General features: G+C 53.8%; 22 protein-coding genes. 12 read left to right on the top strand and 10 right to left on the bottom strand.

What is annotated here, in order from left to right; genetic code table 11:
- A complete protein-coding gene (tyrS, locus tag H3L95_RS13440) occupies positions 1 to 1,299 on the top strand; it encodes a tyrosine--tRNA ligase (protein ID WP_003758002.1) in 1,299 nt (432 codons plus the stop codon).
- 253 nt (positions 1,300 to 1,552) lie between these two features.
- Positions 1,553 to 2,107 (top strand): riboflavin biosynthesis intermediates N-glycosidase, encoded by a 555-nt coding sequence (gene ybiA / locus H3L95_RS13435; RefSeq protein WP_003758001.1) that lies wholly within the window; start codon positions 1,553 to 1,555, stop codon positions 2,105 to 2,107.
- Between the two features lie 78 nt (positions 2,108 to 2,185).
- Here ybiA and ccoP read toward each other — a convergent pair whose 3' ends face one another.
- From ccoP to ccoN, 4 genes are read right to left on the bottom strand one after another with little or no spacing between them, the layout of a single operon-like run.
- Complete coding sequence (gene ccoP / locus H3L95_RS13430; protein ID WP_003757999.1) at positions 2,186 to 3,550, bottom strand: cytochrome-c oxidase, cbb3-type subunit III; 1,365 nt, start codon at positions 3,548 to 3,550, stop codon at positions 2,186 to 2,188.
- A gap of 30 nt (positions 3,551 to 3,580) precedes the next feature.
- Complete coding sequence (locus tag H3L95_RS13425; RefSeq protein WP_003757997.1) at positions 3,581 to 3,751, bottom strand: cbb3-type cytochrome oxidase subunit 3; 171 nt, start codon at positions 3,749 to 3,751, stop codon at positions 3,581 to 3,583.
- Positions 3,752 to 3,755: 4 nt separating this feature from the next.
- Entirely contained in the window at positions 3,756 to 4,367 is a 612-nt protein-coding gene (gene ccoO, locus H3L95_RS13420; RefSeq protein WP_003757996.1) for a cytochrome-c oxidase, cbb3-type subunit II, read from the bottom strand.
- A gap of 23 nt (positions 4,368 to 4,390) precedes the next feature.
- On the bottom strand, positions 4,391 to 5,824 hold the full coding sequence (gene ccoN / locus H3L95_RS13415; RefSeq protein WP_174263541.1) for a cytochrome-c oxidase, cbb3-type subunit I: 1,434 nt from the start codon (positions 5,822 to 5,824) through the stop codon (positions 4,391 to 4,393).
- Positions 5,825 to 6,153: 329 nt separating this feature from the next.
- Here ccoN and H3L95_RS13410 point away from each other — a divergent pair, with 329 nt between their 5' ends.
- From H3L95_RS13410 to H3L95_RS13395, 4 genes are all read left to right on the top strand, one after another.
- Complete coding sequence (locus tag H3L95_RS13410) at positions 6,154 to 7,917, top strand: M61 family metallopeptidase (protein WP_003757992.1); 1,764 nt, start codon at positions 6,154 to 6,156, stop codon at positions 7,915 to 7,917.
- Between the two features lie 64 nt (positions 7,918 to 7,981).
- Positions 7,982 to 8,674 carry a hypothetical protein gene (locus H3L95_RS13405; RefSeq protein WP_182096177.1) on the top strand — a complete coding sequence of 231 codons (693 nt, stop codon included), beginning with the start codon at positions 7,982 to 7,984 and terminating at the stop codon, positions 8,672 to 8,674.
- 36 nt (positions 8,675 to 8,710) lie between these two features.
- Positions 8,711 to 9,151, top strand: coding sequence for a TIGR01244 family sulfur transferase (locus H3L95_RS13400; protein ID WP_003757987.1), 441 nt, complete (start codon positions 8,711 to 8,713; stop codon positions 9,149 to 9,151).
- 377 nt (positions 9,152 to 9,528) lie between these two features.
- Positions 9,529 to 10,446, top strand: coding sequence for a lysophospholipid acyltransferase family protein (locus tag H3L95_RS13395; protein ID WP_003757985.1), 918 nt, complete (start codon positions 9,529 to 9,531; stop codon positions 10,444 to 10,446).
- Between the two features lie 125 nt (positions 10,447 to 10,571).
- Here the strand turns inward: H3L95_RS13395 and pyrG are convergent, their stop codons facing one another.
- Positions 10,572 to 12,206 (bottom strand): CTP synthase, encoded by a 1,635-nt coding sequence (gene pyrG, locus H3L95_RS13390; protein ID WP_003757983.1) that lies wholly within the window; start codon positions 12,204 to 12,206, stop codon positions 10,572 to 10,574.
- Positions 12,207 to 12,398: 192 nt separating this feature from the next.
- On the opposite strand from pyrG, the gene H3L95_RS13385 reads away from it, so the two are divergent.
- The gene (locus H3L95_RS13385; protein WP_003757981.1) at positions 12,399 to 13,709 is read left to right on the top strand and encodes a sulfate adenylyltransferase subunit 1; all 1,311 of its coding nucleotides are present in this window, start codon (positions 12,399 to 12,401) and stop codon (positions 13,707 to 13,709) included.
- A gap of 131 nt (positions 13,710 to 13,840) precedes the next feature.
- Here the strand turns inward: H3L95_RS13385 and H3L95_RS13380 are convergent, their stop codons facing one another.
- Both H3L95_RS13380 and edd read right to left on the bottom strand, forming a co-directional pair.
- Positions 13,841 to 14,479, bottom strand: coding sequence for a bifunctional 4-hydroxy-2-oxoglutarate aldolase/2-dehydro-3-deoxy-phosphogluconate aldolase (locus H3L95_RS13380; protein ID WP_003757978.1), 639 nt, complete (start codon positions 14,477 to 14,479; stop codon positions 13,841 to 13,843).
- Positions 14,480 to 14,701: 222 nt separating this feature from the next.
- Positions 14,702 to 16,537, bottom strand: coding sequence for a phosphogluconate dehydratase (edd, locus tag H3L95_RS13375; RefSeq protein WP_003757974.1), 1,836 nt, complete (start codon positions 16,535 to 16,537; stop codon positions 14,702 to 14,704).
- A gap of 463 nt (positions 16,538 to 17,000) precedes the next feature.
- On the opposite strand from edd, the gene zwf reads away from it, so the two are divergent.
- From zwf to hexR, 4 genes are all read left to right on the top strand, one after another.
- A complete protein-coding gene (gene zwf, locus H3L95_RS13370; RefSeq protein ID WP_003757970.1) occupies positions 17,001 to 18,446 on the top strand; it encodes a glucose-6-phosphate dehydrogenase in 1,446 nt (481 codons plus the stop codon).
- 215 nt (positions 18,447 to 18,661) lie between these two features.
- Positions 18,662 to 19,357, top strand: coding sequence for a 6-phosphogluconolactonase (gene pgl, locus H3L95_RS13365; RefSeq protein ID WP_003757969.1), 696 nt, complete (start codon positions 18,662 to 18,664; stop codon positions 19,355 to 19,357).
- The gene (locus H3L95_RS13360) at positions 19,338 to 20,339 is read left to right on the top strand and encodes a glucokinase (protein WP_003757967.1); all 1,002 of its coding nucleotides are present in this window, start codon (positions 19,338 to 19,340) and stop codon (positions 20,337 to 20,339) included. The genes pgl and H3L95_RS13360 overlap by 20 nt, the downstream gene beginning before the upstream one ends.
- A gap of 49 nt (positions 20,340 to 20,388) precedes the next feature.
- Entirely contained in the window at positions 20,389 to 21,237 is an 849-nt protein-coding gene (gene hexR, locus H3L95_RS13355) for a DNA-binding transcriptional regulator HexR (RefSeq protein ID WP_003776986.1), read from the top strand.
- Positions 21,238 to 21,261: 24 nt separating this feature from the next.
- On the opposite strand, the gene H3L95_RS14295 is transcribed toward hexR, so the two are convergent.
- Complete coding sequence (locus tag H3L95_RS14295) at positions 21,262 to 21,465, bottom strand: hypothetical protein (protein WP_164907884.1); 204 nt, start codon at positions 21,463 to 21,465, stop codon at positions 21,262 to 21,264.
- A 96-nt stretch (positions 21,466 to 21,561) separates the two neighbouring features.
- Here H3L95_RS14295 and pgi point away from each other — a divergent pair, with 96 nt between their 5' ends.
- The gene (pgi, locus tag H3L95_RS13345) at positions 21,562 to 23,205 is read left to right on the top strand and encodes a glucose-6-phosphate isomerase (protein WP_040668438.1); all 1,644 of its coding nucleotides are present in this window, start codon (positions 21,562 to 21,564) and stop codon (positions 23,203 to 23,205) included.
- Positions 23,206 to 23,291: 86 nt separating this feature from the next.
- On the opposite strand, the gene H3L95_RS13340 is transcribed toward pgi, so the two are convergent.
- Both H3L95_RS13340 and H3L95_RS13335 read right to left on the bottom strand, forming a co-directional pair.
- Positions 23,292 to 23,684: a hypothetical protein gene (locus H3L95_RS13340; protein WP_003757953.1), complete on the bottom strand. Its 393-nt coding sequence runs from the start codon at positions 23,682 to 23,684 to the stop codon at positions 23,292 to 23,294.
- A 65-nt stretch (positions 23,685 to 23,749) separates the two neighbouring features.
- Positions 23,750 to 23,953 (bottom strand): DUF2788 domain-containing protein, encoded by a 204-nt coding sequence (locus H3L95_RS13335; RefSeq protein WP_003757951.1) that lies wholly within the window; start codon positions 23,951 to 23,953, stop codon positions 23,750 to 23,752.
- Positions 23,954 to 24,032: the final 79 nt, after the last annotated feature.

Raw genomic sequence — 24,032 nt, 5'->3', positions numbered from 1 at the left:
ATGAAGTCTGTTATCCAAGACCTACAATCGCGCGGCCTTATCGCGCAAACTACCGACATCGAAGCCTTAGACGCTTTGTTGAACGAACAAAAAATCGCCCTTTACTGCGGTTTCGATCCGACCGCCGACAGCCTGCATATTGGCCACTTGTTGCCCGTGTTGGCATTGCGCCGTTTCCAACAGGCGGGGCATACGCCGATTGCTTTGGTGGGCGGCGCAACCGGTATGATCGGCGACCCCAGCTTCAAAGCGGTGGAGCGCAGCTTGAATTCCGCCGAAACCGTTGCCGGCTGGGTAGAAAGCATCCGCAACCAACTGAAACCGTTTTTGAGCTTTGAAGGCGAAAACGCCGCCATTATGGCGAACAACGCCGACTGGTTCGGCAGCATGAACTGCCTCGACTTCCTGCGCGACATCGGCAAGCATTTCTCCGTCAACGCCATGCTGAACAAAGAATCTGTCAAACAGCGTATCGAACGCGACGATGTGGGTATTTCTTTCACCGAGTTTGCCTATTCCCTGCTGCAAGGCTACGACTTTGCCGAATTGAACAAGCGTCACGGTGCGGTTTTGGAAATCGGCGGTTCCGACCAATGGGGCAACATCACCGCCGGTATCGACCTGACACGTCGTCTGAACCAAAAACAAGTATTCGGTCTGACCCTGCCGCTGGTCACCAAATCCGACGGCACCAAATTCGGCAAAACCGAAGGCGGCGCGGTATGGCTGAACGCGAAGAAAACCTCGCCGTATCAGTTCTACCAGTTCTGGCTGAAAGTGGCCGATGCCGATGTGTATAAGTTTCTGAAATACTTCACCTTCCTATCTATCGAAGAAATCGACGCCATCGAAGCGAAAGACAAAGCCAGCGGCACCAAGCCCGAAGCGCAACGCATCCTCGCCGAAGAAATGACCCGCCTGATTCACGGCGAAGCCGCCCTGCAAGCCGCGCAGCGCATTTCCGAAAGCCTGTTTGCCGAAGACCAAAGCAGCCTGACGGAAAGCGACTTCGAACAGCTCGCCCTCGACGGCCTGCCCGCATTTGAAGTTTCAGACGACCTCAACGTCGTCGAAGCCTTAGTCAAAACCGGCTTGGCCTCGTCCAACAAAGAAGCGCGCGGTTTTGTGAACAGCAAAGCGGTATTGCTCAACGGCCAGGCCGCCGAATCGAACAACCCGAACCACGCCGCCGAACGCCCCGACGATGCCTATCTGCTGACCGACGCGCACAAACGCTTCGGCAAATACACCATCGTACGGCGCGGCAAACGCAACCACGCGCTCTTGGTTTGGAAATAAGCCTTAAATGACAAAGGTCGTCTGAAAACTTTTTTCAGGCGACCTTTTTTCTACCGTCAACAGTATGATAGCGAATATATTCCCATCTATAGTGGATTAACTACAGATCGGCACGGTATTTCCCATTCATACCGTCTGAGGCATTGTCTCGCCCTGATTCACAGTCAATCTGCTACACCTCTGCGCATCATAAATCTTAAATCCGGTAACGTCCTATCCGTTTGAATTCAATACACAATAAGAAAGAAATACCATGGCCCCCTACACTCTTGCCAACCTGAAGATCGCCTACCAGCGTAAAGAAAAACTGAAATATCTATACTTCTGGGGACACACGCCAAAACATAAAAATGAGATAGATAAAGCCGTCTTCAGTCAATGGTATCCTGCACCCTTCGAAATCGACGGCATCCGCTATGCGACTGCCGAACACTATATGATGGCTGAGAAAGCGAGGCTGTTCGACGCAGACGATATCCGCCGCCAAATCATCGCTTCTGCCCACCCCAAACAAGCCAAGGACTTGGGGAGACAAGTCCTTGGATTCAAAGACGACATTTGGAATGCCCGCCGCTTCGATATCGTTTGCGAAGGCAACCGTGCCAAATTCATCCAACACCCCGATTTGAAACGCTTTTTGCTTGGCACCGGCAACCGTATCTTAGTAGAAGCCAGCCCGGTTGATGCAATCTGGGGAATCGGACTTGCCCAAGATGATCCACGCGCCCAAAATCCATTGCAATGGCGGGGTTTGAACCTGCTTGGTTTCGCGCTAATGAAAGTACGGGATGAACTTCAGGTCGTCTGAAAGCAACTTCAAAAGCAACTTCAGACGACCCCATAAAAAAACGCACCTTATGAAAAGGTGCGTTTTAATTTCTATGGTTTAGAATTTAGCGCCGGATTGGTTGGCCATATAGTCAACCGCTGCTTTGACTTCGTCATCACTCAGGCTTGTGTTACCGCCTTTGGCAGGCATGGAGTTAAAGCCTTCGAGCGCGTGTTTGTGCAGGGTATCTTTACCTTGTTTGATACGCGGGGCCCACTCGTCTTTCTTACCTATGCCTGGAGCACCGGGGATGGTACCGCCGTGACACATTTTACAGTTGGCTTCAAAAACGGCTTTACCGTCCACTTTGGCAGAAGAAGCATCTGCTTTTTCTGCCGGCTTGGCTTCGGCAGGAGCGGCCGCTTTTGCATCAGCTGCTGAAGCTGCTTTTTCAGCTTGTGCAGGTGCGGACGCAGATGAAGCGTCAGCGGATGATGCGGCAGCAGAAGCAGGTGCCGGTGCGGGAGCAGGTTCGGCTTTTTTCACGGGCGCTTTGCCGTCTTTGTTGGACAGACCCCATACATACGCAGTCATGATGTGGAGTTTGTCTTTATCCAAGAAACGACCCCAAGCCGGCATTTGACTGTGTCGGCCGTTGGTGATGGTTTCGATAATCGATTTTTGAGTACCGCCCCACAACCATACGTTATCGGTCAGGTTCGGACCCAGTCCTTGGATACCTTGACCTTTGTCGCCGTGACAGGTAAAGCAGTTTGCCGGTGGACCACTGAACAATACTTTACCGCGTGCGGCACGTTCTTCATCGTATTGGTCTTTGGATTTGGATAAGGACATGACATAGTTTGCCACATCTTTTACCCGCTCTTCACCCAACGCAGGACCCCATGCCGCCATCGTCGCCGTACGGCCTTTTTCAATGGTCTCATGGATTTTCTCAGGTTCGCCGCCCCACAACCAATCGTTGTCGGTCAAATTCGGGAAGCCTTTGGAACCTTTGGCATCAGAACCGTGACATTGGATACAGTAGGTATTGAAGAGGTTTTGACCGATGGCGCGTGCTTCAGGATTTTTTGCCACTTGCTCAATCGGCATATTGGCAAACTTAGCATAAACTTTGCCGTACTTCTGATCTGCTTTAGCCATTTCCTGATCATATTGCCCATGGCTGCTCCATTTCCACTGGCCTTCATAATCGCCCAAACCCGGGTACATGACCAGATAACCGATACCGAACAGCCAGACAAAGACATACAGCCAAAACCACCAGCGTGGCAACGGGTTGTTATATTCTTCGATACCGTCCCATTGATGACCTGTCGTTTTGACTTCTTCGCCCTTTTTAGGACGCTTCACAACGTTTTGGGAAAGCAGCAGCCATGCCAAGCCGATAAAGCTGAGCACGACGATGACTGCAATGTATATATTCCAGAAATTACTGGTAAATTGGGGTGATGTGTTCATTATTTTGCTCCGTGATCACGGACTAAACTGTTATCGCCCGTCTTTTTCAGACGACTCTTTATCCTCATCATTTTCGAAAATACTGTTGGCGGCATCATCGTAGTTCTTTTTATTGCGTCGGTTGAAAACGATATAAAGCACTAAGATAAAGCTGATAAAAACCCAAACAGTAAAGAGCGAGCGGGCCCAGTTTACGTCCATGATGTTACCTTACGTTTTTCAATGCCAAGCCTAAGCCTTGCAGGTATGCAATCACCGCATCCAGCTCCGATTTGTTTTCCAAGGCTTCAGGCGCTTTGGCAATCTCTTCGTCGCTGTAAGGCGTACCGACTTTACGCAGGGCTTTCATATGCGCCACGGTTGCTTCGGCATCGACTTTGTTGCGGGCAAGCCATGGGAAAGCGGGCATATTGGACTCCGGCACAACGTCGCGCGGATTCAGCAGGTGGATGCGGTGCCATTCGTCGGAATAGCGGCCGCCGACACGTGCCAAGTCCGGACCGGTACGTTTGGAACCCCATTGGAACGGATGGTCATAAACAGACTCGCCGGCAACGGAGTAGTGGCCGTAACGTTCGGTTTCCGCACGGAACGGACGGATCATTTGAGAGTGACAGTTGTAACAACCCTCACGGATATAGATGTCGCGACCAGCCACTTGCAAAGCATTATAAGGTTTCACACCTTCTATAGGCTTAGTGACAGCTTTAGTAAAGAACAGCGGCACGGCTTCAATCAACAGGCCTACGCTGACCACAAGCAGGGTAAATACAATCAGGACGCCGACTTTTTCTTCAGCTAATTGTTGTAATTTCATTTTGGTAGCCTTTTCTTATGTTTTTAGTGGTGCTGGGTTTGAGACACCGCGGGAATCTCGGCATCAACCGCTTTGCCACTGATGGCCGTACGGTAAACGTTGTATGCCATGATACACATACCGCTCAGGTACAGCAGGCCGCCGGTAAAACGAATCATGTAGAAAGGCATGGTGCGTTTAACTGACTCTACAAACGAGTAGGTCAAAGTACCGTCCGCATTCAAAGAACCCCACATCATACCTTGCAATACCCCTGCAATCCACATGGAGGCGATATACAGAACCACGCCGATGGTCGCAATCCAGAAATGCGCTTCCACCAATTTGGTGCTGTACATTTCATTTTTACCGAACAGGCGGGGAATCATGTAGTACACGGAACCAATGGTCACGAAGCCCACCCAGCCCAATGCGCCGGCATGAACGTGTGCAACGGTCCAGTCAGTGTAGTGGCTCAAAGCGTTGACGGATTTGATAGACATCATCGGACCTTCGAAGGTGGACATACCGTAGAAGGAGAGGGAGACGATCAAGAATTTCAAGATAGGGTCGGTACGCAGTTTGTCCCATGCGCCGGACAAGGTCATGATACCGTTAATCATACCGCCCCAAGAAGGTGCGAACAGAATCAGGGACAACACCATACCCAAGGACTGAGTCCAGTCAGGCAGCGCGGTATAGTGCAAGTGGTGTGAACCTGCCCACATGTAGGTGAAAATCAAAGCCCAGAAGTGGACGACGGACAGGCGGTAAGAGTAAACCGGACGACCTGCCTGTTTCGGCACGAAGTAGTACATCATGCCCAAGAAGCCTGCGGTCAGGAAGAAACCTACGGCATTGTGGCCATACCACCATTGAACCATGGCATCGATTGCACCCGCATAAACCGGATAGGATTTCATGAAGCCCGCAGGAATGCTCAGATTATTGACGATGTGCAACAGGGCGACGGCCAAAATGAAACCGCCGTAGAACCAGTTGGCAACGTAGATATGTTTGATTTTACGTTTGGCAATCGTACCGAAGAATACGATGGCGTAAGCAATCCAAACCAAAGCGATCAGGATGTCGATAGGCCATTCCAATTCGGCATACTCTTTAGCTTGGGTATAACCCAAAGGCAGGCTGACGATTGCCGCAACGATAACTGCCTGCCAGCCCCAGAAGGTAAATGCCGGCAGCCAACCGCCGAACAGGCGTGCATTACAGGTACGTTGAACAACGTAGTATGATGTACCCATCAGACCGCAACCGCCGAACGCAAAAATCACCGCATTGGTGTGCAACGGACGCAGGCGGCCGAAGTGAAACCAAGGGCCGACATCTGATAAATCAAGGGACGGGGCAAACAATTGGGCGGCAACGATGACACCGACCAACATGCCCACAATACCCCAAACTACGGTCATGATAGCGAACTGGCGCACCACTTTGTAGTTATAAGTTTGTGTGTCCATGAGAGTCTCCATGAATTATGGGAATAAAAATTTTTTATCTCACTTTGCCGTATGCGTTTTGAACAAACGCAATAAGGGCTAGGTTTAAATTTTTCTAAATTTAACATATAAGACAAGCCTAGCCAAGCGGAATTACATTTCACTCCATCTAGCGGTTTTATCGATTTTTTATATTTTTTACTTTATAATCATATTATTATTTAACAACTTCCCCTACAGCGCCACTTTATTTTTTCAAGCCTCCCTTTTGAAGGGGACTTTATCGATATAAATCAAACCGCATAATTCGACCTTTTTATTCATAAAATTTAACAAATACATTAATAGTCATGATTAATTACAAAATCACCCCCAACCCGCTCGTCCACGAGTGGCACATCCGCCTAACCTTCCGACAAGAACATGATTTGGAAACAGAAATCAGCCTGTCGAACTGGGTTCCCGGCAGCTATCTGATACGCGATTTTTCCCGCCACATCACCACCATCCGCGCTTTTTGCAACGGAGAATATGCCCATCTGACCCAAGTCAAAAAAAATCGGTGGCGCACTGCCCCGCAGCCCGGCGAGTGGGAAATTTACTACACCGTTTACGCCTACGACCTGTCCGTCCGCGGCTCGTTTCTGACTGCCGAACGCGGGTTCTTTGACGGCGCGTGCCTGTTTTTGCAGGTAAACGGACAAGAAAACAGCGCGCACCAAATCGAATTTCCCATCCTGCCGAAAACATGGCGGATTGCCACCACCCTGCCCCAAACCGGCATCCACAGCTTTCAGACGACCTCCTACCACGACTTAATCGACCACCCTGTCGAACTGGGCAACATCGAATTTCTCGATTTCGAAGCCGGCGGCATCCCGCACCGCATCGCCTTGAGCGGCCACTACCCCGATTTCGACCGCGACCGCCTCGTGTCAGACATCCGCACAATCTGCGAAACCGAACTGGCCATGTTCCCCTCCCCTGCCCCGTTCACCCATTACCTCTTCCTGCTCCACGTCGGCGACAACATCTACGGCGGACTGGAACACATCAGCAGCACCGCCCTGCTCGCCGACCGCCACAGCCTGCCGCCGCACGGCATGACCGACGCCAACGACGCCTACACCCAACTGCTCGGACTGTTCTCACACGAATACTTCCACGCCTGGAACGTCAAATCCATCAAACCCGCCGCCTTTGCCCCCTACGACCTCGACCGCGAAAACTACACTGAGCAGCTCTGGGCATTTGAAGGCATCACCTCATACTACGATGACCTCTTCCTCGCCCGAAGCCGCACCATCGCCCCCGAAGCCTACCTGCACCTGCTCGCCCAAAGCATCACCCGCGTGCAGCAAACCAAAGGTCGTCTGAAACAAAGCCTTGCCGAATCCAGCTTCACCGCTTGGAACAAATTCTACAAACAAGACGAAAACAGCCCCAACGCCATCGTCAGCTACTACCAAAAAGGCGCACTCGCCGCCCTCTGCCTCGACCTTGCCATCCGCAGTAAAAGCAGCGGACGACACACCCTCGACAGCGTCATGCAGCAACACTACCGCGATTGGCTGGACACCCGTCAAGGCATCCCCGAAAAACAATGGCAAGCCCGTTGCCAAGCGTTTACCGACCTAGACCTCGAAGACTTTTTTCAGACGACCCTCTACACCACCGCCGACCTGCCCCTTGCCGAACTCCTCGCCACAATAGGCATCGGACTGCAATGGCAGGCACAACCGCGCAGCCACGGCGGCGCATTCCTGCCCGAACCGCCAACCGAAACGCCCGCCCCCGCGTCCGACTTCGGCGCAAGGTTCAAACAAAGCAGCGACCACGCCACCTTGACCCACGTCTTCAACGGCGGCAGCGCAGAAAACGCCGCCCTCTGCCCGCAGGACAAAATCATCGCCATCGACGGCTACGCCTGCACCGACCTTGCCGCACAGTGGGCGCAACTCCCCATCGGCGCTACCGCCCGCCTCCACTACTTCCGCACCGGCATCCTGTACGTCGCCGACATCACCGTCCAAGCCACCGAAGCCGACACCGCCGTCCTCTACATTACCGACCGCGAATTATTTGAAAACTGGCTTTATAATGACCGAGTCTGATTTTCAGACGACCTCAAGTGCTAGATCGAGGTCGTCTGAAACATCAATTCTGAAAGAAACAACCATGAAAAAAATCCTTGTCAGCCTTACCGCCCTGTTACTCAGTTTGCACGCTGCAGCCGCCCCCAAATCAGATTCGGCAGATAAACTAGGAAAGAATATCGCCGTATTCTACAAAAATCCCTCTGCCGAACGCGCTGCTTCTTTGATGGACCAGCTTGTCAAAGCCGATATCATGCGCGAAACCACCCTTGCATGGGGGACGCAAGCGCTACAAAAATACCCCCAAGGCAGCACCATTTGGTGTGACAACATCCGAACCTACCAAGGCGACGCCCTAACCTTTGCCGCCTACACCCTCACCCTGACAGGCACGAATCAAGCCAAAACCTGCCTTAACAGCCTAACATTAGATATCGAGCTTAAAAACAACCTCAAAAAAAACAAAAGCTTCCATCCGCTTCAAGAACCCATCATTTCCCCTGCATCACTGGATTTTCATTGGGTAACTTATTTTGCCACCGGCAACCCGAAAGCAGTCGAGCGTATCGTCGACTACATCATCAAAGCCCAAACGGCTGCCGCCCAACGCCCCAACCATGTAGACCTCACACTTGCCTCTGCCATTTGGTCAACCCGATCCAATATGGAACAAGATACGGCGATTGACAGCATTGTCCGCCAATACATACAAAAACAATCCGAAGCCAATAAAAAACGATTGGAACAAGCCCTGTTAGCCCCTCAAGACGACTAAAATCAATCCATCGTCAAACGTAGAAAAGGAAAACCCATGTCTATCCAAAAACTTGCCGACAACCTCTACATCGCCCCGCAGCTGACCGAAGCCGACGTTCAAGAAGCCGCCAAACTCGGTATCCAAACCGTCATCTGCAACCGTCCCGACGGCGAAGAAGAAAACCAACCCTCGTTCAAACAAGTCGAAAGCTGGCTTGAAGCCGCAGGCATCCGCGAACACCACCATCAGCCCGTCGTCGCGCCCGCCATCAACGCCGCCGATGTCGCCGCTTTCCAAAACCTGCTCAAAAGCGTTCCCCAACCTGTCCTCGCCTACTGCCGCACCGGCACCCGCTGTTCCCTGCTCTGGGGCTATCATCAGGTGCAAAACGGCGCAAGCGTCGCCGAAGTCGTCGCTGCCGCACAACAAGCAGGTGTCAATCTGAGCAACTTCGAAGCCCGCCTGCAAGACGCGCAACAAAACGGGCTGGCGTAACACGCTATCCGTTTAGCCAAACGCAAAGGTCGTCTGAAAATACCGTTTCAAAAAATGGAAACCGTTTTCAGACGACCTTTTTTACGTTATGCCGTTTGGCGAACCGAATGAACGCACCTGATATAGTGGATTAAATTTAAATCAGGACAAGGCGACGAAGCCGCAGACAGTACAGATCGTACGGAACTGATTCACTTAGTGCTTCAGCACCTTAGAGAATCGTTCTCTTTGAGCTAAGGCAAGGTAACGCCGTACTGGTTTAAAGTTAATCCACTATATTTTAAGCATGGCGGCAATCCGATACATTCGGATGAAACTCAATATCCAGACCTACCGTTTTCATTTACAATCCCCCCGTTCCATCTCATCAATCTATTATGCAAATCCTGCTCACTTTTTTGTTTAAATGCTTTGCGGCGCTGCCTTTGCCGCTTCTACACGCGCTGGGGAATGCGGCGGGCGGCTTGGGCTATTATCTGCTCAAAAGCGACCGGCAGCGTGTGTTCGACAATATGCGGCTTGCCGGATTGAATCCCGAGCCTTCGTCGGTCAAAGCCGTTTTCCGTGAAACGGCGAAAGGCGGGCTGGAATTGCCCGTAGCCTTTTTCAGACGACCTGAAAGCATTGAAACGCTGTTTAAAGAAGTGCATGGTTGGGAGCATGTCCAATCAGCTTTGGACGCCGGAGAAGGACTGTTGTTTATTACCCCGCACATCGGCAGCTACGACCTCGCCGGACGCTATATCAGCCAGCAGCTTCCGTTCCCGCTGACTGCCATGTACAAACCGCCCAAAATCAAAGCCTTGGATTCCGTCATGCAGGCGGGGCGCGTTCGCGGCAAAGGGAAAACCGCCCCCACCAATATTCAAGGGGTCAAACAAGTCATTAAGGCTTTGCGCTCCGGCGAAGCGACGATTGTCTTGCCCGACCATGCCCCCTCCCCCGAAGAAGGCGGCGACGGCGTCTGGGTGCCGTTTTTCGGGAAATACGCCTACACCATGACGCTGGTGGGCAAACTGGCGCAAGTCAAGGGCGTGAAGGCTCTGTTTTTCTGCGGCGAGCGTTTGCTGAACGGCAAAGGATTTGTGCTGCACATCGAGCCTATGCGCGGCGAACTGAACGGCGACAAACAGCACGACGCGCAGATTATCAATGAAAATACCGAATACTGGATACACCGCTTCCCGACCCAGTATCTGTTTATGTACAACCGCTACAAACAGCCCGCAGGCGCACCGCTCTCGCCCGACTGGAAACCGGAACCCGGTTGGAAACCTGAGGACGTACAGGATTGAACATTCCTTGCGGGTCGTCTGAAAAGGCGGCTGATGCCCGGTTTCTCAAAACATAGCCATACCAACACAAAAAAGCACCCCAATCGAGGTGCTTTTTCTCTTTTCAGACGACCTTTTTTCGAGCATCAGCCTTTTTTATTGTTCAACGCGGCTTTGACAAACGCGGTGAACAAAGGATGGCCTCTGCGCGGGTTGGAGGTGAACTCTGGGTGGAACTGGCAGGCGAAGAACCAAGGATGGTTCGGCAGTTCGATGGTTTCGACCAAGCGTTCGCGTCCGGCGGATACGCCGCCGATAACCAAGCCTGCCTTCTCAAGCGCGGGAACGTAGTTGTTGTTGACTTCGTAGCGGTGGCGGTGGCGCTCGCGGATGTGTTCGCTGCCGTAGATTTTGGCGGCGAGGCTGCCTGCTTTCAATTCGACCTCTTGCGCGCCCAAACGCATGGTGCCGCCCAAATCGGCGGATTCGTCACGGGTTTCGACGCTGCCGTCGGCGGTTTGCCATTCGTCAATCAGGGCAACAACGGGGGCGGCGCATTTGAGGTCGAACTCGGTGGAGTTTGCGCCTTTCAAGCCTGCGACGTCGCGGGCGTATTCGATCAGCGCAATCTGCATACCGAGGCAGATGCCCAAGTATGGCACGTTGTTTTCGCGGGCGTAGCGCACGGCGGCGATTTTGCCTTCCACGCCGCGCGAACCGAAGCCGCCGGGAACAAGGATGGCGTCCATGTCTTTGAGCATGGAAACGTCGCCGTTGTTTTTCTCGATGTTTTCGCTGTCAACGAAGGTGATTTGCACGTCGGTTTCGGTGTGGATGCCCGCGTGTTTCAAGGCTTCGATCAGCGATTTGTAGGATTCGGTCAAATCGACGTATTTGCCGACCATGGCGATTTTGACGGTGTGTTTCGGATTTTTGATGGCATGGACGATTTTTTTCCACGCGGTCAAATCCGCCTGTTGCACGTTCAGCTGCAACTGCTCGGTAATGATGTTGTCGATGCCTTGGTCGTGCAGCATTTCAGGGCATTCGTAGATGCTGTCCACGTCGTAGCTGCCGACAATCGCGCGCTCTTCCACGTTGCAGAACAAGGCGATTTTGCGGCGCTCGTCCGCGGGCATTTCACGGTCCATGCGGCAAATCAGGATGTCGGGCTGCAAACCGATGCTCAACATTTCTTTAACGGTATGCTGGGTCGGCTTGGTTTTGATTTCGCCGGCGGCAGCGATGTAGGGGACGTAGCTCAAGTGCGCAAACAAGGTGTTGTTGCGTCCCAACTGGCTGCGCATCTGACGGATGGCTTCCAAAAACGGCAGCGATTCGATGTCGCCGACCGTGCCGCCGATTTCGACGATAGCGACATCGTAACCCGCCGCGCCTTCGTGGATGCGGCGTTTGATTTCGTCGGTAATGTGCGGGATGACTTGGACCGTGCCGCCGAGGTAGTCGCCGCGGCGTTCTTTGGCGATGACGTTTTCGTACACCTGCCCCGTACTGAAGCTGTTGCGACGGGTCATGGTGGCGTTGATGAAACGTTCGTAGTGTCCCAAGTCGAGGTCGGTTTCCGCGCCGTCGTCGGTCACGAACACTTCGCCGTGCTGGAACGGGCTCATGGTGCCGGGGTCGACGTTGATATAAGGGTCGAGCTTGAGCATGGTCACGTTCAAACCGCGCGATTCGAGGATGGTGGCAATAGAAGCGGCGGCGATACCTTTTCCGAGTGAAGATACGACGCCGCCGGTTACGAAAATAAATTTAGTCATGATGCAGTACCCATGTTGGAATACGGGATTTTACCTTTAAGCGGGTTTTCTGGCAAACGCGGGAAACCGACGCCGTCCGAAAGAAACCGCCCGAATATAACGAAATCATCTTTTTTTAAAACCAAGCATTCTTTCCCATTTTCAGACGACCTCATTAAAGTAACGAGCAATCCGAGAATTAAGGAAAGAACCATGACCGCAACCACCGCCCCGCTTTTGCGCTTCATCACTGCCGGCAGCGTCGACGACGGCAAATCCACCCTCATCGGCCGCCTGCTCTACGACAGCAAAACCCTGCTGACCGATCAGCTCGACAAACTCAACCGCGCCGCCGAAAACGGCGAAACGCCCGACTTCGCCAGCCTCACCGACGGCCTTGCCGCTGAGCGCGAACAAGGCATCACCATCGATGTTGCCTACCGCTATTTCGCCACGCCCAAGCGCAAATTCATCATCGCCGACACGCCCGGACACGAACAATACACCCGCAACATGGTAACGGGCGCATCAACCGCCGATGCCGCCATCGTCCTGATAGACGCAACGCGCGTCGATTTTTCCGGCAGCGAACCCGTCCTCCTGCCACAGACCAAACGCCACAGCGCGATTCTGAAACTCTTGGGCTGCCCTAACATCATCGTCGCCGTCAACAAACTTGACCTGCTCGACTTCGATGAAACCAAATATCAAGCCATCACCGAAGCCTACCGCAAACTGGCAGAACAAATCGGCCTCCGAGCCCAAATCCATTTCCTGCCCATCAGCGCGTTAAAAGGCGACAACATCGTTAACGCCAGCAGCCAAACCCCGTGGTATCAAGGTTTACCGCTGTTACCCCTGCTCGAAAGCCTGCCTGTCAACCGTCAAAACGCCGCCGACCAAGCCGCCCATTTCCCCGTGCAGCGCGTCGCACGGCAAGACGGCAGCAGCAGCGACGATTTCCGCGGCTATCAAGGCAGGCTGGAAGCAGGTCGTCTGAAAACCGGTGACGAAATCAAAGTCCTGCCTAGCGGACATACCGCCAAAATCGCCGAAATCTACAATCCAAACGGCAAAACCGAATCCGCCGAAGCGGGCGAAGTGCTGACCGTCACGCTCGACACCGACCTCGACATCTCGCGCGGCAACAGCATCGCCACCGCCGACAGCCCCGTCGCGCCCGAACAGCAGTTCCAAGCCGCACTCTGCTGGTTCGACGACATCCCGCTCAACCTGCGCCGCAAATACCTGCTGAAACACACCACCCAGACCACCCCCGTCAAAATCAGCGCGATTTCCTACGTTTGGGACGTGAACACCCTCAGCCGCGTCGAATCCGCCGACACGCTCAAACTCAACGACATCGGTAGCGTCAGCCTCAAAACCCAGCAGCCGATCGCCGCCGCGCCCTACGAAGAAAACCACGCCCTCGGCGCGTTCATCCTGATAGACGAAGCCACCAACCACACCGTCGCCGCAGGCATGATACGCAAGGCTGACCAAGCGGACAGTTTTGAAATTTGAAACAAGGTCATCTTGAATTGAAGAGGTCGTCTGAAAATCCAAAATCGGATTTTCAGACGACCTTTGCCTTACTTGAACCACCTTAGCAGGCGGACAAGATGGATTCTAGGTATGGCTTACCTTTTGAAACATCAGGCTTTGGGTTTCAATGCCGCCGCTTCTTTGGCAAGGCGGGTGATGGTGTCCCAGTCTTTGTTTTTCACGGCTTCTTTCGGGGTCAGCCATGAGCCGCCGACGCATAAGACATTGGGCAGTGCCAAGTAATCGGGCGCGGTGGCGAGGCTGATGCCGCCGGTCGGGCAGAAACGCACGTCGGCATAAGGACCGTAGAGTGCTTTGAGCATGGCTTTGCCGCCGACGACTTCGGCGGGGAAGAGTTTGAGGGTATCGATGCCGTGTTCCAAAGCCAGTTGGACTTCGCCCGGAGTAGCAACGCCCGGAATCAGGGGGATGCCGCTGTTGTGGCTGGCTTTGGCGAGGGATTCGTGCAAACCCGGGCTGATGGCGAAAACCGCGCCTGCGTCTTCGACGGCTTTGAGCTGTTCAGGGTTGGTAACCGTACCCGCGCCGACGATGGCGTTGGGCACTTCTTTGGCAATCAGGCGGATGGCGTCGAGGCCGACGGGAGTGCGCAGGGTAATTTCTAGGGTGGGGATGCCGCCTTCGACAAGGGCGTGGGACAAATCGACGGCGGTACTCAAGTCGTCAATCGCCATCACAGGCACAACTGCGCCGGCAGTCAGGATTTCGCGTGGGGTCAGTTTGGACATTTCGATTCTCCAGGTGGGATGGGGTTGTCGTTTTTGTTGAGGTCAAATGGGACGGGGTTTAAGTTTTCAGACGACCTTTGAGACTGTATTCGGATACCTGTATCCGACAAATGCCCCTGATAACGTCGGATTCGAGAATCCGACAGTTGCTACGTCTGTTTTAAACGGCTTCAATAATTTTTCAGACGACCTTCCGTTTGAAAAGGTCGTCTGAAACGTGCATCAGGCAAATTCGCCGCCGAAGCTCATGGCGCCGGTTTCTGCGCTGCTGGTCATGCTGCGGAAGTTGGCGAAGAGTTCGCGGCCGCAGCCTTGTTGGTTCGCGCTCAAATCAATGTGTTCGACTTCGCGGGCGTTCCATTCAGCCTCGTTAATCAGGACGTTGAGTTCGCCGGTAACGGAGTCGAAGCGGATTAGGTCGCCGGTACGGATTTTGGCGATGTTACCACCCATCAGGGCTTCGGGCGTCATGTGGATGGACGCGGGTACTTTGCCGGACGCGCCGGACATACGGCCGTCGGTCAGCAGCGCCACTTTGAAGCCTCGGTCTTGCAGAATGCCCAAAGGCGGAGTCAGTTTGTGCAACTCGGGCATACCGTTGGCGCGCGGGCCTTGGTAGCGGACGACGCACACAAAATCGCGTTCCAACTCACCGCGTTCAAATGCCGCCAACACTTCGCGTTGGTCGTTGAACACGATGGCGGGCGCTTCGATGATGCGGCAGCCTTCGCGCACGGCGGACACTTTAATCACGCCGCGTCCGATATTGCCTTTCATCAGGCGCAGGCCGCCGTCCGGGGAGAACGGGTTGTCGGCTTTGCGCAGGATGTCGTCGTTGCCGCTGGTTTCGGGGGCTTCGCGCCATTCGAGTTTGCCGTCGATGAGAAAAGGCTCTTTGGTGTAGTGGCGCATACCGTGTCCGACGACGGTATCGACATCGTCGTGCAACAAACCTGCGTCCAGTAATTCGCGGATGACGAAAGGCAGGCCGCCTGCTGCGGTGAAGTGGTTCACGTCGGCTTTACCGTTGGGGTACACGCGGATAAGCAGCGGGATGATGGAGGAAATTTCATCAAAGTCGTCCCAGTTCAAAATCACACCTGCGGCGCGCGCCATGGCGACGAGGTGCATGGTGTGGTTGGTCGAGCCACCGGTCGCCATCAGACCAATCAGGGCATTGATGAAGGATTTTTCGGTCAACATTTCGCCCAAGGGTTTGATGGTGCCGTTTTTGATGCCGCGCGCGAGGTGTCCGGCAGCGTAGCGGGTCAAGGCTTCGCGCAGGTCGGTATAAGGATGGACGAAGGCGGCGGCGGGCAGGTGTACGCCCATCATTTCCATCATCATTTGGTTGGAGTTTGCCGTGCCGTAGAAAGTGCAGGTGCCGGGGCTGTGGTAGGAACCCATTTCGCTTTCGAGCAATGCGTCGCGGCCGACTTTGCCTTCGGCGAAAAGCTGGCGGGTACGGGCTTTTTCTTTATTACCGATACCGCTGGACATCGGGCCTGCGGGGACGAAGATGCCGGGAATATGACCGAACGAAAGCGCGCCTATCATCAAACCCGGTACGATTTTATCGCACACACCCATAAACAGGCTGCCGTCGAACATTTGGTGCGACAGGCCGATGGCGGTACTCATGGCAATCACATCGCGGGAGAACAGCGACAATTCCATACCGGCGTAGCCTTGCGTGATGCCGTCGCACATGGCAGGCGTACCGCCGGCAACTTGGGCGGTCGCGCCGTTTTTCTGCGCTTCGTCTTTAATTTGATCCGGGAAGTCTTTAAACGGCTGGTGTGCGGAAACCATGTCGTTGTAGGCGGTGATGATGCCTAAGTTGGGAACGGTGTCCTGAAGCATTTCGATTTTGATGCTTTTGGGCATGGAGGCGTAGCCGTGCGCCAAGTTGCTGCAACCGAGCTGGTTGCGCTCCAGTCGTCCCATTTGTTTGGCGCTGCGGATTTTCGCCAGATATTTTTCGCGGGTCGGACGGCTGCGTTCGATGATGCGCTCGGTGATTTCGGCGAGCTTGGGGTGGATAGGAGTGGGATTCATGTTCGGTCTCCTGTCGGAAGGGGTGGTATGGGATTTTTGTTTGCGCGTTTCTGATTTTTTGTATTGGGTGTGGGGCGTTCAGCGTTTCAGACGACCTTTCAAACCATGCAAGGGGTCGTCTGAAAGCCTCACTCTATCTATGCAGGCTATTATAATACAAAACCTGTAATTTAGTTACAAAATAATCTGCTAAATGTAAGAAATTTGATTTAAATCGTGATATGCGTCATTTGTGAAAATCTACCAGGCCAAACTCATCAAACTTTTAAACTAAGTCAAATAATTTGTAAAAATGAGAATAGACAAAATGTGTAGCCATGTGTAGTATTACTACTCATTAGCCCGCCTGTTTTGAAATTTTGATGCAGGCGATTGGTTTCCATTGCTTTTCTGCCGAAACCGCCCGTCTTTCACGGCATCCGGCGGCACCGGCACAAGGCCTTCCTCAACGAGAGATAAAACGATGAGTACACAAACAAATTTTGATTTGGTGTTGTTCGGCGCGACCGGCGATTTGGCAATGCGTAAGCTGCTGCCTTGTCTGTATCAGGCGCACGTTGCAGGGTTGCTCAATCCTCAGGGTCGTATTTTAGGTGTCAGCCGCAGCGATTTGGATACGGCGGGCTTTTTGGCAAAAGTGGAAACCAACTCCAAAATCCATGTCAAACAAAACTTTTCAGACGACGCTTGGGCATCGTTCGTCAAACGCATCGAATATCTGAAAGTCGACGTTACCCAAGAAGCCGATTTTGCCGCTTTGGGCGAAAAAGTCAAAGCCCGCAAAGAGACCGACAACGTCATCATCTATCTTTCCACCGCGCCGAAATTCTTCGCGCAAGCCTGCGAAAACCTTGCCAAAGTCGGACTGAACGCCGACAACGCGCGCGTCGTTTTGGAAAAACCGCTGGGTACCGACCTCGCCTCTTCCCAACAAATCAATACCGATGTCGCCCGCTACTTCAAAGAAAGCCAAATCTACCGCATCGACCACTACTTAGGCAAAGAAAGCCTGCAAAACCTGCTGGCGCTGCGTTTTGCCAACGTGATGTTCGAGCCGTTGTGGAACAACAAATACATCGAAAGTGTACAACTGACCATCGCCGAGCAGCTCGGCGTGGAAGAGCGCGGCGAGTTCTACGACATTACCGGCGCGCTGCGCGACATGGTGCAAAACCACCTGATGCAAATGCTGTGCATGACCGCGATGGAAGCACCCGCCAGCTTGGATGCCGACGCGGTACGCGATGAAAAAGTCAAAGTCATCAAATCATTGAAACCTCTGACCATCGAATCCGTCAACGAAAACGTCGTGCGCGGACAATACACCGCCGCCAAAGGCATGAACGGCTATCTGCAAGAAATCAACGTTCCGCAAGACAGCTTCACCGAAACCTACGTCGCCATCAAAGCCGAAATCGAAAACGACCGTTGGAAAGGCGTTCCTTTCTACCTGCGTACTGGCAAACGCATGGCGGGCAAAGTGGCGGAAATCGTATTGAACTTCCGTCCGCTGCAAAACCATATTTTTGAAAACAGCCAAGCCGCGCCAAACCGTTTGGTTATCGAATTGCAGCCGACCGAATCCGTACGCCTCTATACGCAGATGAAAGCGCCGGGCGCAGGCAACAAAGTCGAAATCGTGCCGCTGGCAGCCGACTTGGAAAAAGTCCTCGAAGGCCGCCGCGCCGAAGCTTACGAACGCCTGCTGCTGGATGTCATTAACGGCAAGCTCGCCCTCTTCAACCGCCGCGACGAACTCGAAGCCGCTTGGGAATATGTGATGCCGATTCTGGAAAACTGGGCAAGCAACACCACCCCGCCGCACGGCTACGACGCGCATTCATGGGGCCCGGAAGCCGCCCGCGAACTGTTGGCGCGCGACGGACACAAGTGGCACGAAGACCAGTAAAGCCTTTTCAGACGACCTTTGCTTGAAGCGTTCACGGTTCAAAAAGGTCGTCTGAAAACCATAAGGCGGCAGATTAGGCGTTTCCGCCGACATTCGCGCTGCCATCGACAATACAGGCTCTCACTTACTTTCCCGCTCACAAACACTGCCTTTCAGACGACCTCCTGCCCCCTTCTTAACAAAAGGTCGTCTGAAAACAGAGAAAGGACACTTTTATGTTCGTTTGGCATGAATACGAAAACGCAGCAGCCGCTTCAGAGGCTTTAGCAGACGCAGTCGCCGCCGCGCTGCAAAACGCGCTGGATAACAAAGGCAGCGCAGTGTTGGCAGTTTCCGGCGGCCGCTCGCCGATTCCCTTCTTCCAAGCCCTGTCGCAAAAAGATTTGGACTGGCAAAAAGTCGGTATCACTTTGGTTGACGAGCGGATCGTGCCGACGACCCACGCCGACAGCAATACCGCCTTGGCGCACGAATACCTGCTGCAAAACAAAGCCGCCGCAGCGACCTGGATTCCCGTTGTCGAAGCGGGTAAAACTGAAACTGAATTACAACCCGACAGCGTCGTTGCCTACGCGCTGAAACATTACAAACAACCTGACGTACTGATTTTGGGCATGGGCGGCGACGGACATACCGCCTCCCTTTTTCCGCAAGCGCCGCAACTGAAGGCAGCCATCAACGAATCAGACGACCCGACCCTCATCCACACCACGCCCGTTACCGCGCCGCACGAGCGCGTCAGCATGACCTTGGGCGCCATCGCCAAAACGGAAAACGTCTTTTTGGCGATTCAGGGCGCGGAGAAAAAAGCCGTGTTCGACAAAGCCGCCGCGCGCGCCGATTTGGAATATCCGACCAGCCTGGTATTGAACCATCAAGGAGTGAACTGCCATGTCTTCTACTCAAACTGATATTCAACAACCCGTCGGCAAAAACTATCCGCGCCTGGTCGCCGACATCGGCGGCACCAACGCCCGCTTCGCGCTCGAAACCGCCCCGCAGCAGATTGAAAAAGCCCAAGTCTTGCCGTGCAAAGACTACGACACCATCGTCGATGCCACCAAAGCCTATTTGGAACAGGCAGACGGAGCCGAAGTCCGGCACGCCGCCTTCGCCATCGCCAACCCGATTTTGGGCGACTGGGTGCAAATGACCAACCACCATTGGGCGTTTTCCATCGAAACCACCCGTCAGGCATTGGAGCTGGACACCCTCATCCTCTTGAACGACTTTACTGCGCAGGCATTGGCGGTAACGCAGACTTCAAGCAAAGACCTGATGCAGGTAGGCGGGCATAAACCCATCGAATTCGCCCCCAAAGCCGTCATCGGGCCGGGAACCGGTTTGGGCGTGAGCGGACTGGTGCACAGCCCCGCAGGCTGGGTCGCGCTTGCCGGCGAAGGCGGCCATTCCAGTTTCCCGCCGTTTGACGACATGGAAGTTTTGATTTGGCAGTATGCGAAAAACAAATACGGTCATGTCTCCGCCGAACGCTTCCTCAGCGGCGCAGGTTTGAGCCTGATTTACGAAGCACTCGCCAAACGCGACAAACTGAAAAACTACCGCCTCAAACCGTCCGAAATCACCGAAAAAGCCTTAAGCGGCACATCCCCGCTCTGCCGTCAGACTTTGGACATCTTCTGCGCCATGCTCGGCACGGTCGCCTCCAACCTCGCCCTGACGCTGGGCGCGCGCGGCGGCGTGTATTTGTGCGGCGGCATCATCCCCCGCGTTTTGGAATATTTTAAAACCTCACCTTTCCGCAGCCGCTTTGAAAACAAAGGCCGTTTCGAAGCCTATCTCGCCGCGATTCCCGTCTATGTCGTCTTAAGCGAATTCCCGGGCATCACCGGCGCAGCGGCGGCACTCGACAACCACTTGAAAAACGTTTAATCACACAAGCCGCCCCGACAAGGGGCGGCACACACCGAAGGGCATATTTATGTTAAGCAAAATCAGCGAATCACTGTCAAACCTGTCGGGCGCGGAACGCAAAGTCGCCGAATGCGCCTTGGCGGAACCCAAATGGTTTGTCCATGCCGCCGTCGCCGAAATCGCCGAGCGCGCATCCGTCAGCCAGCCGACCGTCATCCGTTTTTGCCGCAGCCTGGGCTACAAAGGACTGCCCGAGTTCAAACTCGCCCTGTCCGCCAGCATAGGCCACGAAGGTATGCCCTACGTCCATGAAGAGCTCAACGCCGACGACGACATGAGCATCGTTGTCGAAAAAGTATTGGGCAACGCCGCCGCCTCCATTTTGGGCGAACGCCGCTTCCTGAAAGAGTCTGAACTGGAAAACGCCATTGCCACCCTGATGCACGCGCGCCGTGTCGAGTTCTACGGCGTCGGCAACTCCGGCATCGTCGCCCAAGACGCGCAACACAAATTCTTCCGCTTCGGCATTTCCACCGTCGCCTACGTCGATACCCACACCCAACTGATGGCAGCCTCCGTCCTGTCCGACCAAGACGTCGTCGTCGCCATTTCCAACACCGGCTCGTCCATCGAGCTTTTAGACGCCGTCAGCATCGCCAAAGAAAACGGCGCATCCGTCATCGCCCTGACCCGCAACGACTCCCCGCTGGCACAGCTTGCCGACTGCGTATTGAGCATCGCCACACAGGAAAACGCCGAACTCTACACCCCCATGGTGTCCCGCCTGCTGCAACTCGCCGTCATCGACATCCTCGCCATCGGACTCGCCCTGCGCCTGGGCGATGCCGCCAGCCTGCAACTGCAAAAAAGCAAAAAAAGCATACACAACAAACACATCGATTACGACAAAGACTAAACAATATAGTGGATTAAATTTAAATCAGGACAAGGCGACGAAGCCGCAGACAGTACAGATAGTACGACAAGGCGAGGCAACGCCGTACTGGTTTAAAGTTAAGCCACTATACATTTTCAGACGACCCGACATATCCCAAGGTCGTCTGAAAATACCGGCCAAAAAATCAGTGCCGCCGTTTTCCCTCAATGTTGACACCCAATCCAAATAACGGCAGACACCCCGCATTCACACCCAACCCTAAAAACGGAAACCCACCCGTTCCCGTTTCAGACGACCTCGCGGCCGTTTTCCCACAAAACCGTCCAACCTCAGGAGCATCCGATGAAACACCTTCACGACTTACCGGCTTGGTCAAAATTATGGATACATTTTGACGAAACCAAAGAACAACACATGCGCGAAATGTTCGATCAAGACCCGCAGCGTGCCGAACGCTACTGGCTGCAAGTCGGCGGACTGACGCTGGATTACTCCAAAAACCGCATCAACGACGAAACCATGGCACTGTTGTTCGAGCTTGCCCGTGAAGCCGGCGTACCCGAACGCATGCAGCAGATGTTCCGCGGCGAAAAAATCAACACCACCGAAAACCGCGCCGTCCTCCACGTCGCCCTGCGCAACCGCACCAACTCCCCCATCGTCGTTGACGGCGAAGACGTCATGCCCAAAGTCAACCACGTCCTCCAACGCATGGGCGAATTCGCACACGAAGTCCGCAGCGGCAGCTGGCTGGGCTATACCAACCAAGTCATCACCGACATCGTCAACATCGGCATCGGCGGCTCCGACCTCGGCCCGCTGATGATGTGTACCGCGCTCAAACCCTTCGGACACCCCCGCCTCAACATGCACTTCGTCTCCAACGTGGACGGCTCCCAACTGCGCGACGTATTGTCCAAAGTCCACCCCGAGACTACCCTCTTCATCATCGCCTCTAAAACCTTCACCACCCAAGAAACCCTCACCAACGCCCTGACCGCGCGCAAATGGTTCCTTGACCATGCAGGCGACGAAGCCGCCGTCGCCAAACACTTCGTCGCCGTCTCCACCAACCAAAAAGCCGTTGCCGAGTTCGGCATCGACACCGCCAACATGTTCGAATTTTGGGACTGGGTCGGCGGACGATACAGCCTATGGTCAGCCATCGGCCTGCCCATCATGCTCTATTTGGGCGAAGAAAACTTCATCGAAATGCTCAACGGCGCGCACCTGATGGACCAACACTTCATCAACACCCCGCTTGAGCGCAACATGCCCGTCATCCTCGCCCTCATCGGCATCTGGTACATCAACTACTACGGCGGTGGCAGCCACGTCATCGCCCCCTACGACCAACACCTCCACCGCCTGCCCAAATTCATCCAGCAGCTCGACATGGAGAGCAACGGCAAACAAGTTACCCTCGACGGCAAAGCAGTCGGCTACGAAACCTCCCCGATTATTTGGGGCGAAACCGGCATCAACGGTCAGCACGCCTTCTTCCAACTGCTGCACCAAGGCACCCACATCACCCCGATCGACCTCATCGCCTCGCTTGAGAAACGCAGCAACCTGCGCGGTCACCACGAAATCCTGCTCGCCAACGTCTTCGCCCAAGCCGAAGCCTTCATGCGCGGCAAAACCCCCGACGAAGTCCGCGCCGAACTCAAAGCCCAAGGCATGGAAGCAGAGCGCATTGAAGAGCTGGTTCCGCACAAAACCTTCTCAGGCAACCGCCCGACCAACCTCATCCTCATGGACAAAATCAACCCCCGCAACATGGGCAGCCTGATCGCCATGTACGAACACAAAACCTTCGTCCAAGGCATCATTTGGGGCATCAACAGCTTCGACCAATGGGGCGTCGAACTCGGCAAACAGCTCGCCAAAACCATCCTCGCCGAGCTGACCGGCGAAACCGGCGTACAAAAACACGACAGCTCCACTACCCGCCTGATCAATCTTTATTTGAACACCAACAAATAAAGACAGCCCCATCAAAACAAAAGGTCGTCTGAAAACCCAGATTTAAGGTTTTCAGACGACCTTTTTCACTCCCTGTATAGCGTTTATCAACCGTTAGACAGCGAAACAACAAACAAAATAACCTGCACCAAAGGCAGAGCGGCCGCAACCGTTTTGACAAACAAACGATCAGGCTTTTCCATCCTCGGAAGCTGATATTGTTTCAGCCACCACAACCCCACCAGATAAGTAGAAACTGGTACGGACGCATAACCCGTCAAAAGACTGATGCCAATGGTAGCCTCACTGTTCCCGAAAAAATGGCGGACAATCGGTTCGGCAATCAGAGCAACCGCCACACCCACGCACAATGCCCCGATCATTTGAACTGCAAACAGGCTCATACCGGCGATAATGCTTTGTTTTGTGTTTAATCCGAATCCTCGATTGACGGCAACGATATCAACTGCACACCATAACAGACCAAATAGCGAAAACATGCCTACCTCCGATCTTTAAATCCGTTTTCAGACGACCTTTCCCTTATTCTTCTTAGTTTGCCGCCTCAAGGCAGGGTGATGAATTTAATCAGCACTTCTTTGAAAATAAAGCCGAACACGCCCAAGCCCAATACCAGGAACAAAATCGCGATGCCGAATTTGCCCGCCTTGGATTCCTTGCCCAAGTTCCAGACGATAAAGCCCAAGAAAATAACCAGTCCGGTCAGGCAGATTTTCATCGCCCAATCGGAAAATTCTGCTTCACTCATAATTGATTTCCTTATTTGATGTTGTGTGTATTTTAATGTTTTCAGACGACCTTTGAAACGCCAAGAGGTCGTCTGAAAT

Source organism: Neisseria sicca (assembly GCF_014054945.1).
GTDB classification, from domain to species: domain Bacteria; phylum Pseudomonadota; class Gammaproteobacteria; order Burkholderiales; family Neisseriaceae; genus Neisseria; species Neisseria sicca.
This window is presented reverse-complemented; position numbering and strand designations above follow the sequence as displayed.

Excerpts from the sequence above, each read along its gene's own strand:
- H3L95_RS13385 (WP_003757981.1), top strand. The coding sequence starts at position 12,399 with ATGACCGCAACCACCGCCCCGCTTTTGCGCTTCATCACTGCCGGCAGC.
- zwf (WP_003757970.1), top strand. The coding sequence starts at position 17,001 with ATGAGTACACAAACAAATTTTGATTTGGTGTTGTTCGGCGCGACCGGC.
- hexR (WP_003776986.1), top strand. The coding sequence starts at position 20,389 with ATGTTAAGCAAAATCAGCGAATCACTGTCAAACCTGTCGGGCGCGGAA.
- pgi (WP_040668438.1), top strand. The coding sequence starts at position 21,562 with ATGAAACACCTTCACGACTTACCGGCTTGGTCAAAATTATGGATACAT.
- pyrG (WP_003757983.1), bottom strand. The coding sequence starts at position 12,206 with ATGACTAAATTTATTTTCGTAACCGGCGGCGTCGTATCTTCACTCGGA.
- H3L95_RS13335 (WP_003757951.1), bottom strand. The coding sequence starts at position 23,953 with ATGAGTGAAGCAGAATTTTCCGATTGGGCGATGAAAATCTGCCTGACC.
- ccoP (WP_003757999.1), bottom strand. The coding sequence starts at position 3,550 with ATGAACACATCACCCCAATTTACCAGTAATTTCTGGAATATATACATT.
- H3L95_RS13425 (WP_003757997.1), bottom strand. The coding sequence starts at position 3,751 with ATGGACGTAAACTGGGCCCGCTCGCTCTTTACTGTTTGGGTTTTTATC.
- tyrS (WP_003758002.1), top strand. The coding sequence starts at position 1 with ATGAAGTCTGTTATCCAAGACCTACAATCGCGCGGCCTTATCGCGCAA.
- H3L95_RS13410 (WP_003757992.1), top strand. The coding sequence starts at position 6,154 with ATGATTAATTACAAAATCACCCCCAACCCGCTCGTCCACGAGTGGCAC.
- ccoN (WP_174263541.1), bottom strand. The coding sequence starts at position 5,824 with ATGGACACACAAACTTATAACTACAAAGTGGTGCGCCAGTTCGCTATC.
- H3L95_RS13395 (WP_003757985.1), top strand. The coding sequence starts at position 9,529 with ATGCAAATCCTGCTCACTTTTTTGTTTAAATGCTTTGCGGCGCTGCCT.
- H3L95_RS13400 (WP_003757987.1), top strand. The coding sequence starts at position 8,711 with ATGTCTATCCAAAAACTTGCCGACAACCTCTACATCGCCCCGCAGCTG.
- H3L95_RS13360 (WP_003757967.1), top strand. The coding sequence starts at position 19,338 with ATGTCTTCTACTCAAACTGATATTCAACAACCCGTCGGCAAAAACTAT.
- ybiA (WP_003758001.1), top strand. The coding sequence starts at position 1,553 with ATGGCCCCCTACACTCTTGCCAACCTGAAGATCGCCTACCAGCGTAAA.
- H3L95_RS13380 (WP_003757978.1), bottom strand. The coding sequence starts at position 14,479 with ATGTCCAAACTGACCCCACGCGAAATCCTGACTGCCGGCGCAGTTGTG.
- H3L95_RS13340 (WP_003757953.1), bottom strand. The coding sequence starts at position 23,684 with ATGTTTTCGCTATTTGGTCTGTTATGGTGTGCAGTTGATATCGTTGCC.
- H3L95_RS13405 (WP_182096177.1), top strand. The coding sequence starts at position 7,982 with ATGAAAAAAATCCTTGTCAGCCTTACCGCCCTGTTACTCAGTTTGCAC.
- edd (WP_003757974.1), bottom strand. The coding sequence starts at position 16,537 with ATGAATCCCACTCCTATCCACCCCAAGCTCGCCGAAATCACCGAGCGC.
- ccoO (WP_003757996.1), bottom strand. The coding sequence starts at position 4,367 with ATGAAATTACAACAATTAGCTGAAGAAAAAGTCGGCGTCCTGATTGTA.
- H3L95_RS14295 (WP_164907884.1), bottom strand. The coding sequence starts at position 21,465 with ATGCGGGGTGTCTGCCGTTATTTGGATTGGGTGTCAACATTGAGGGAA.
- pgl (WP_003757969.1), top strand. The coding sequence starts at position 18,662 with ATGTTCGTTTGGCATGAATACGAAAACGCAGCAGCCGCTTCAGAGGCT.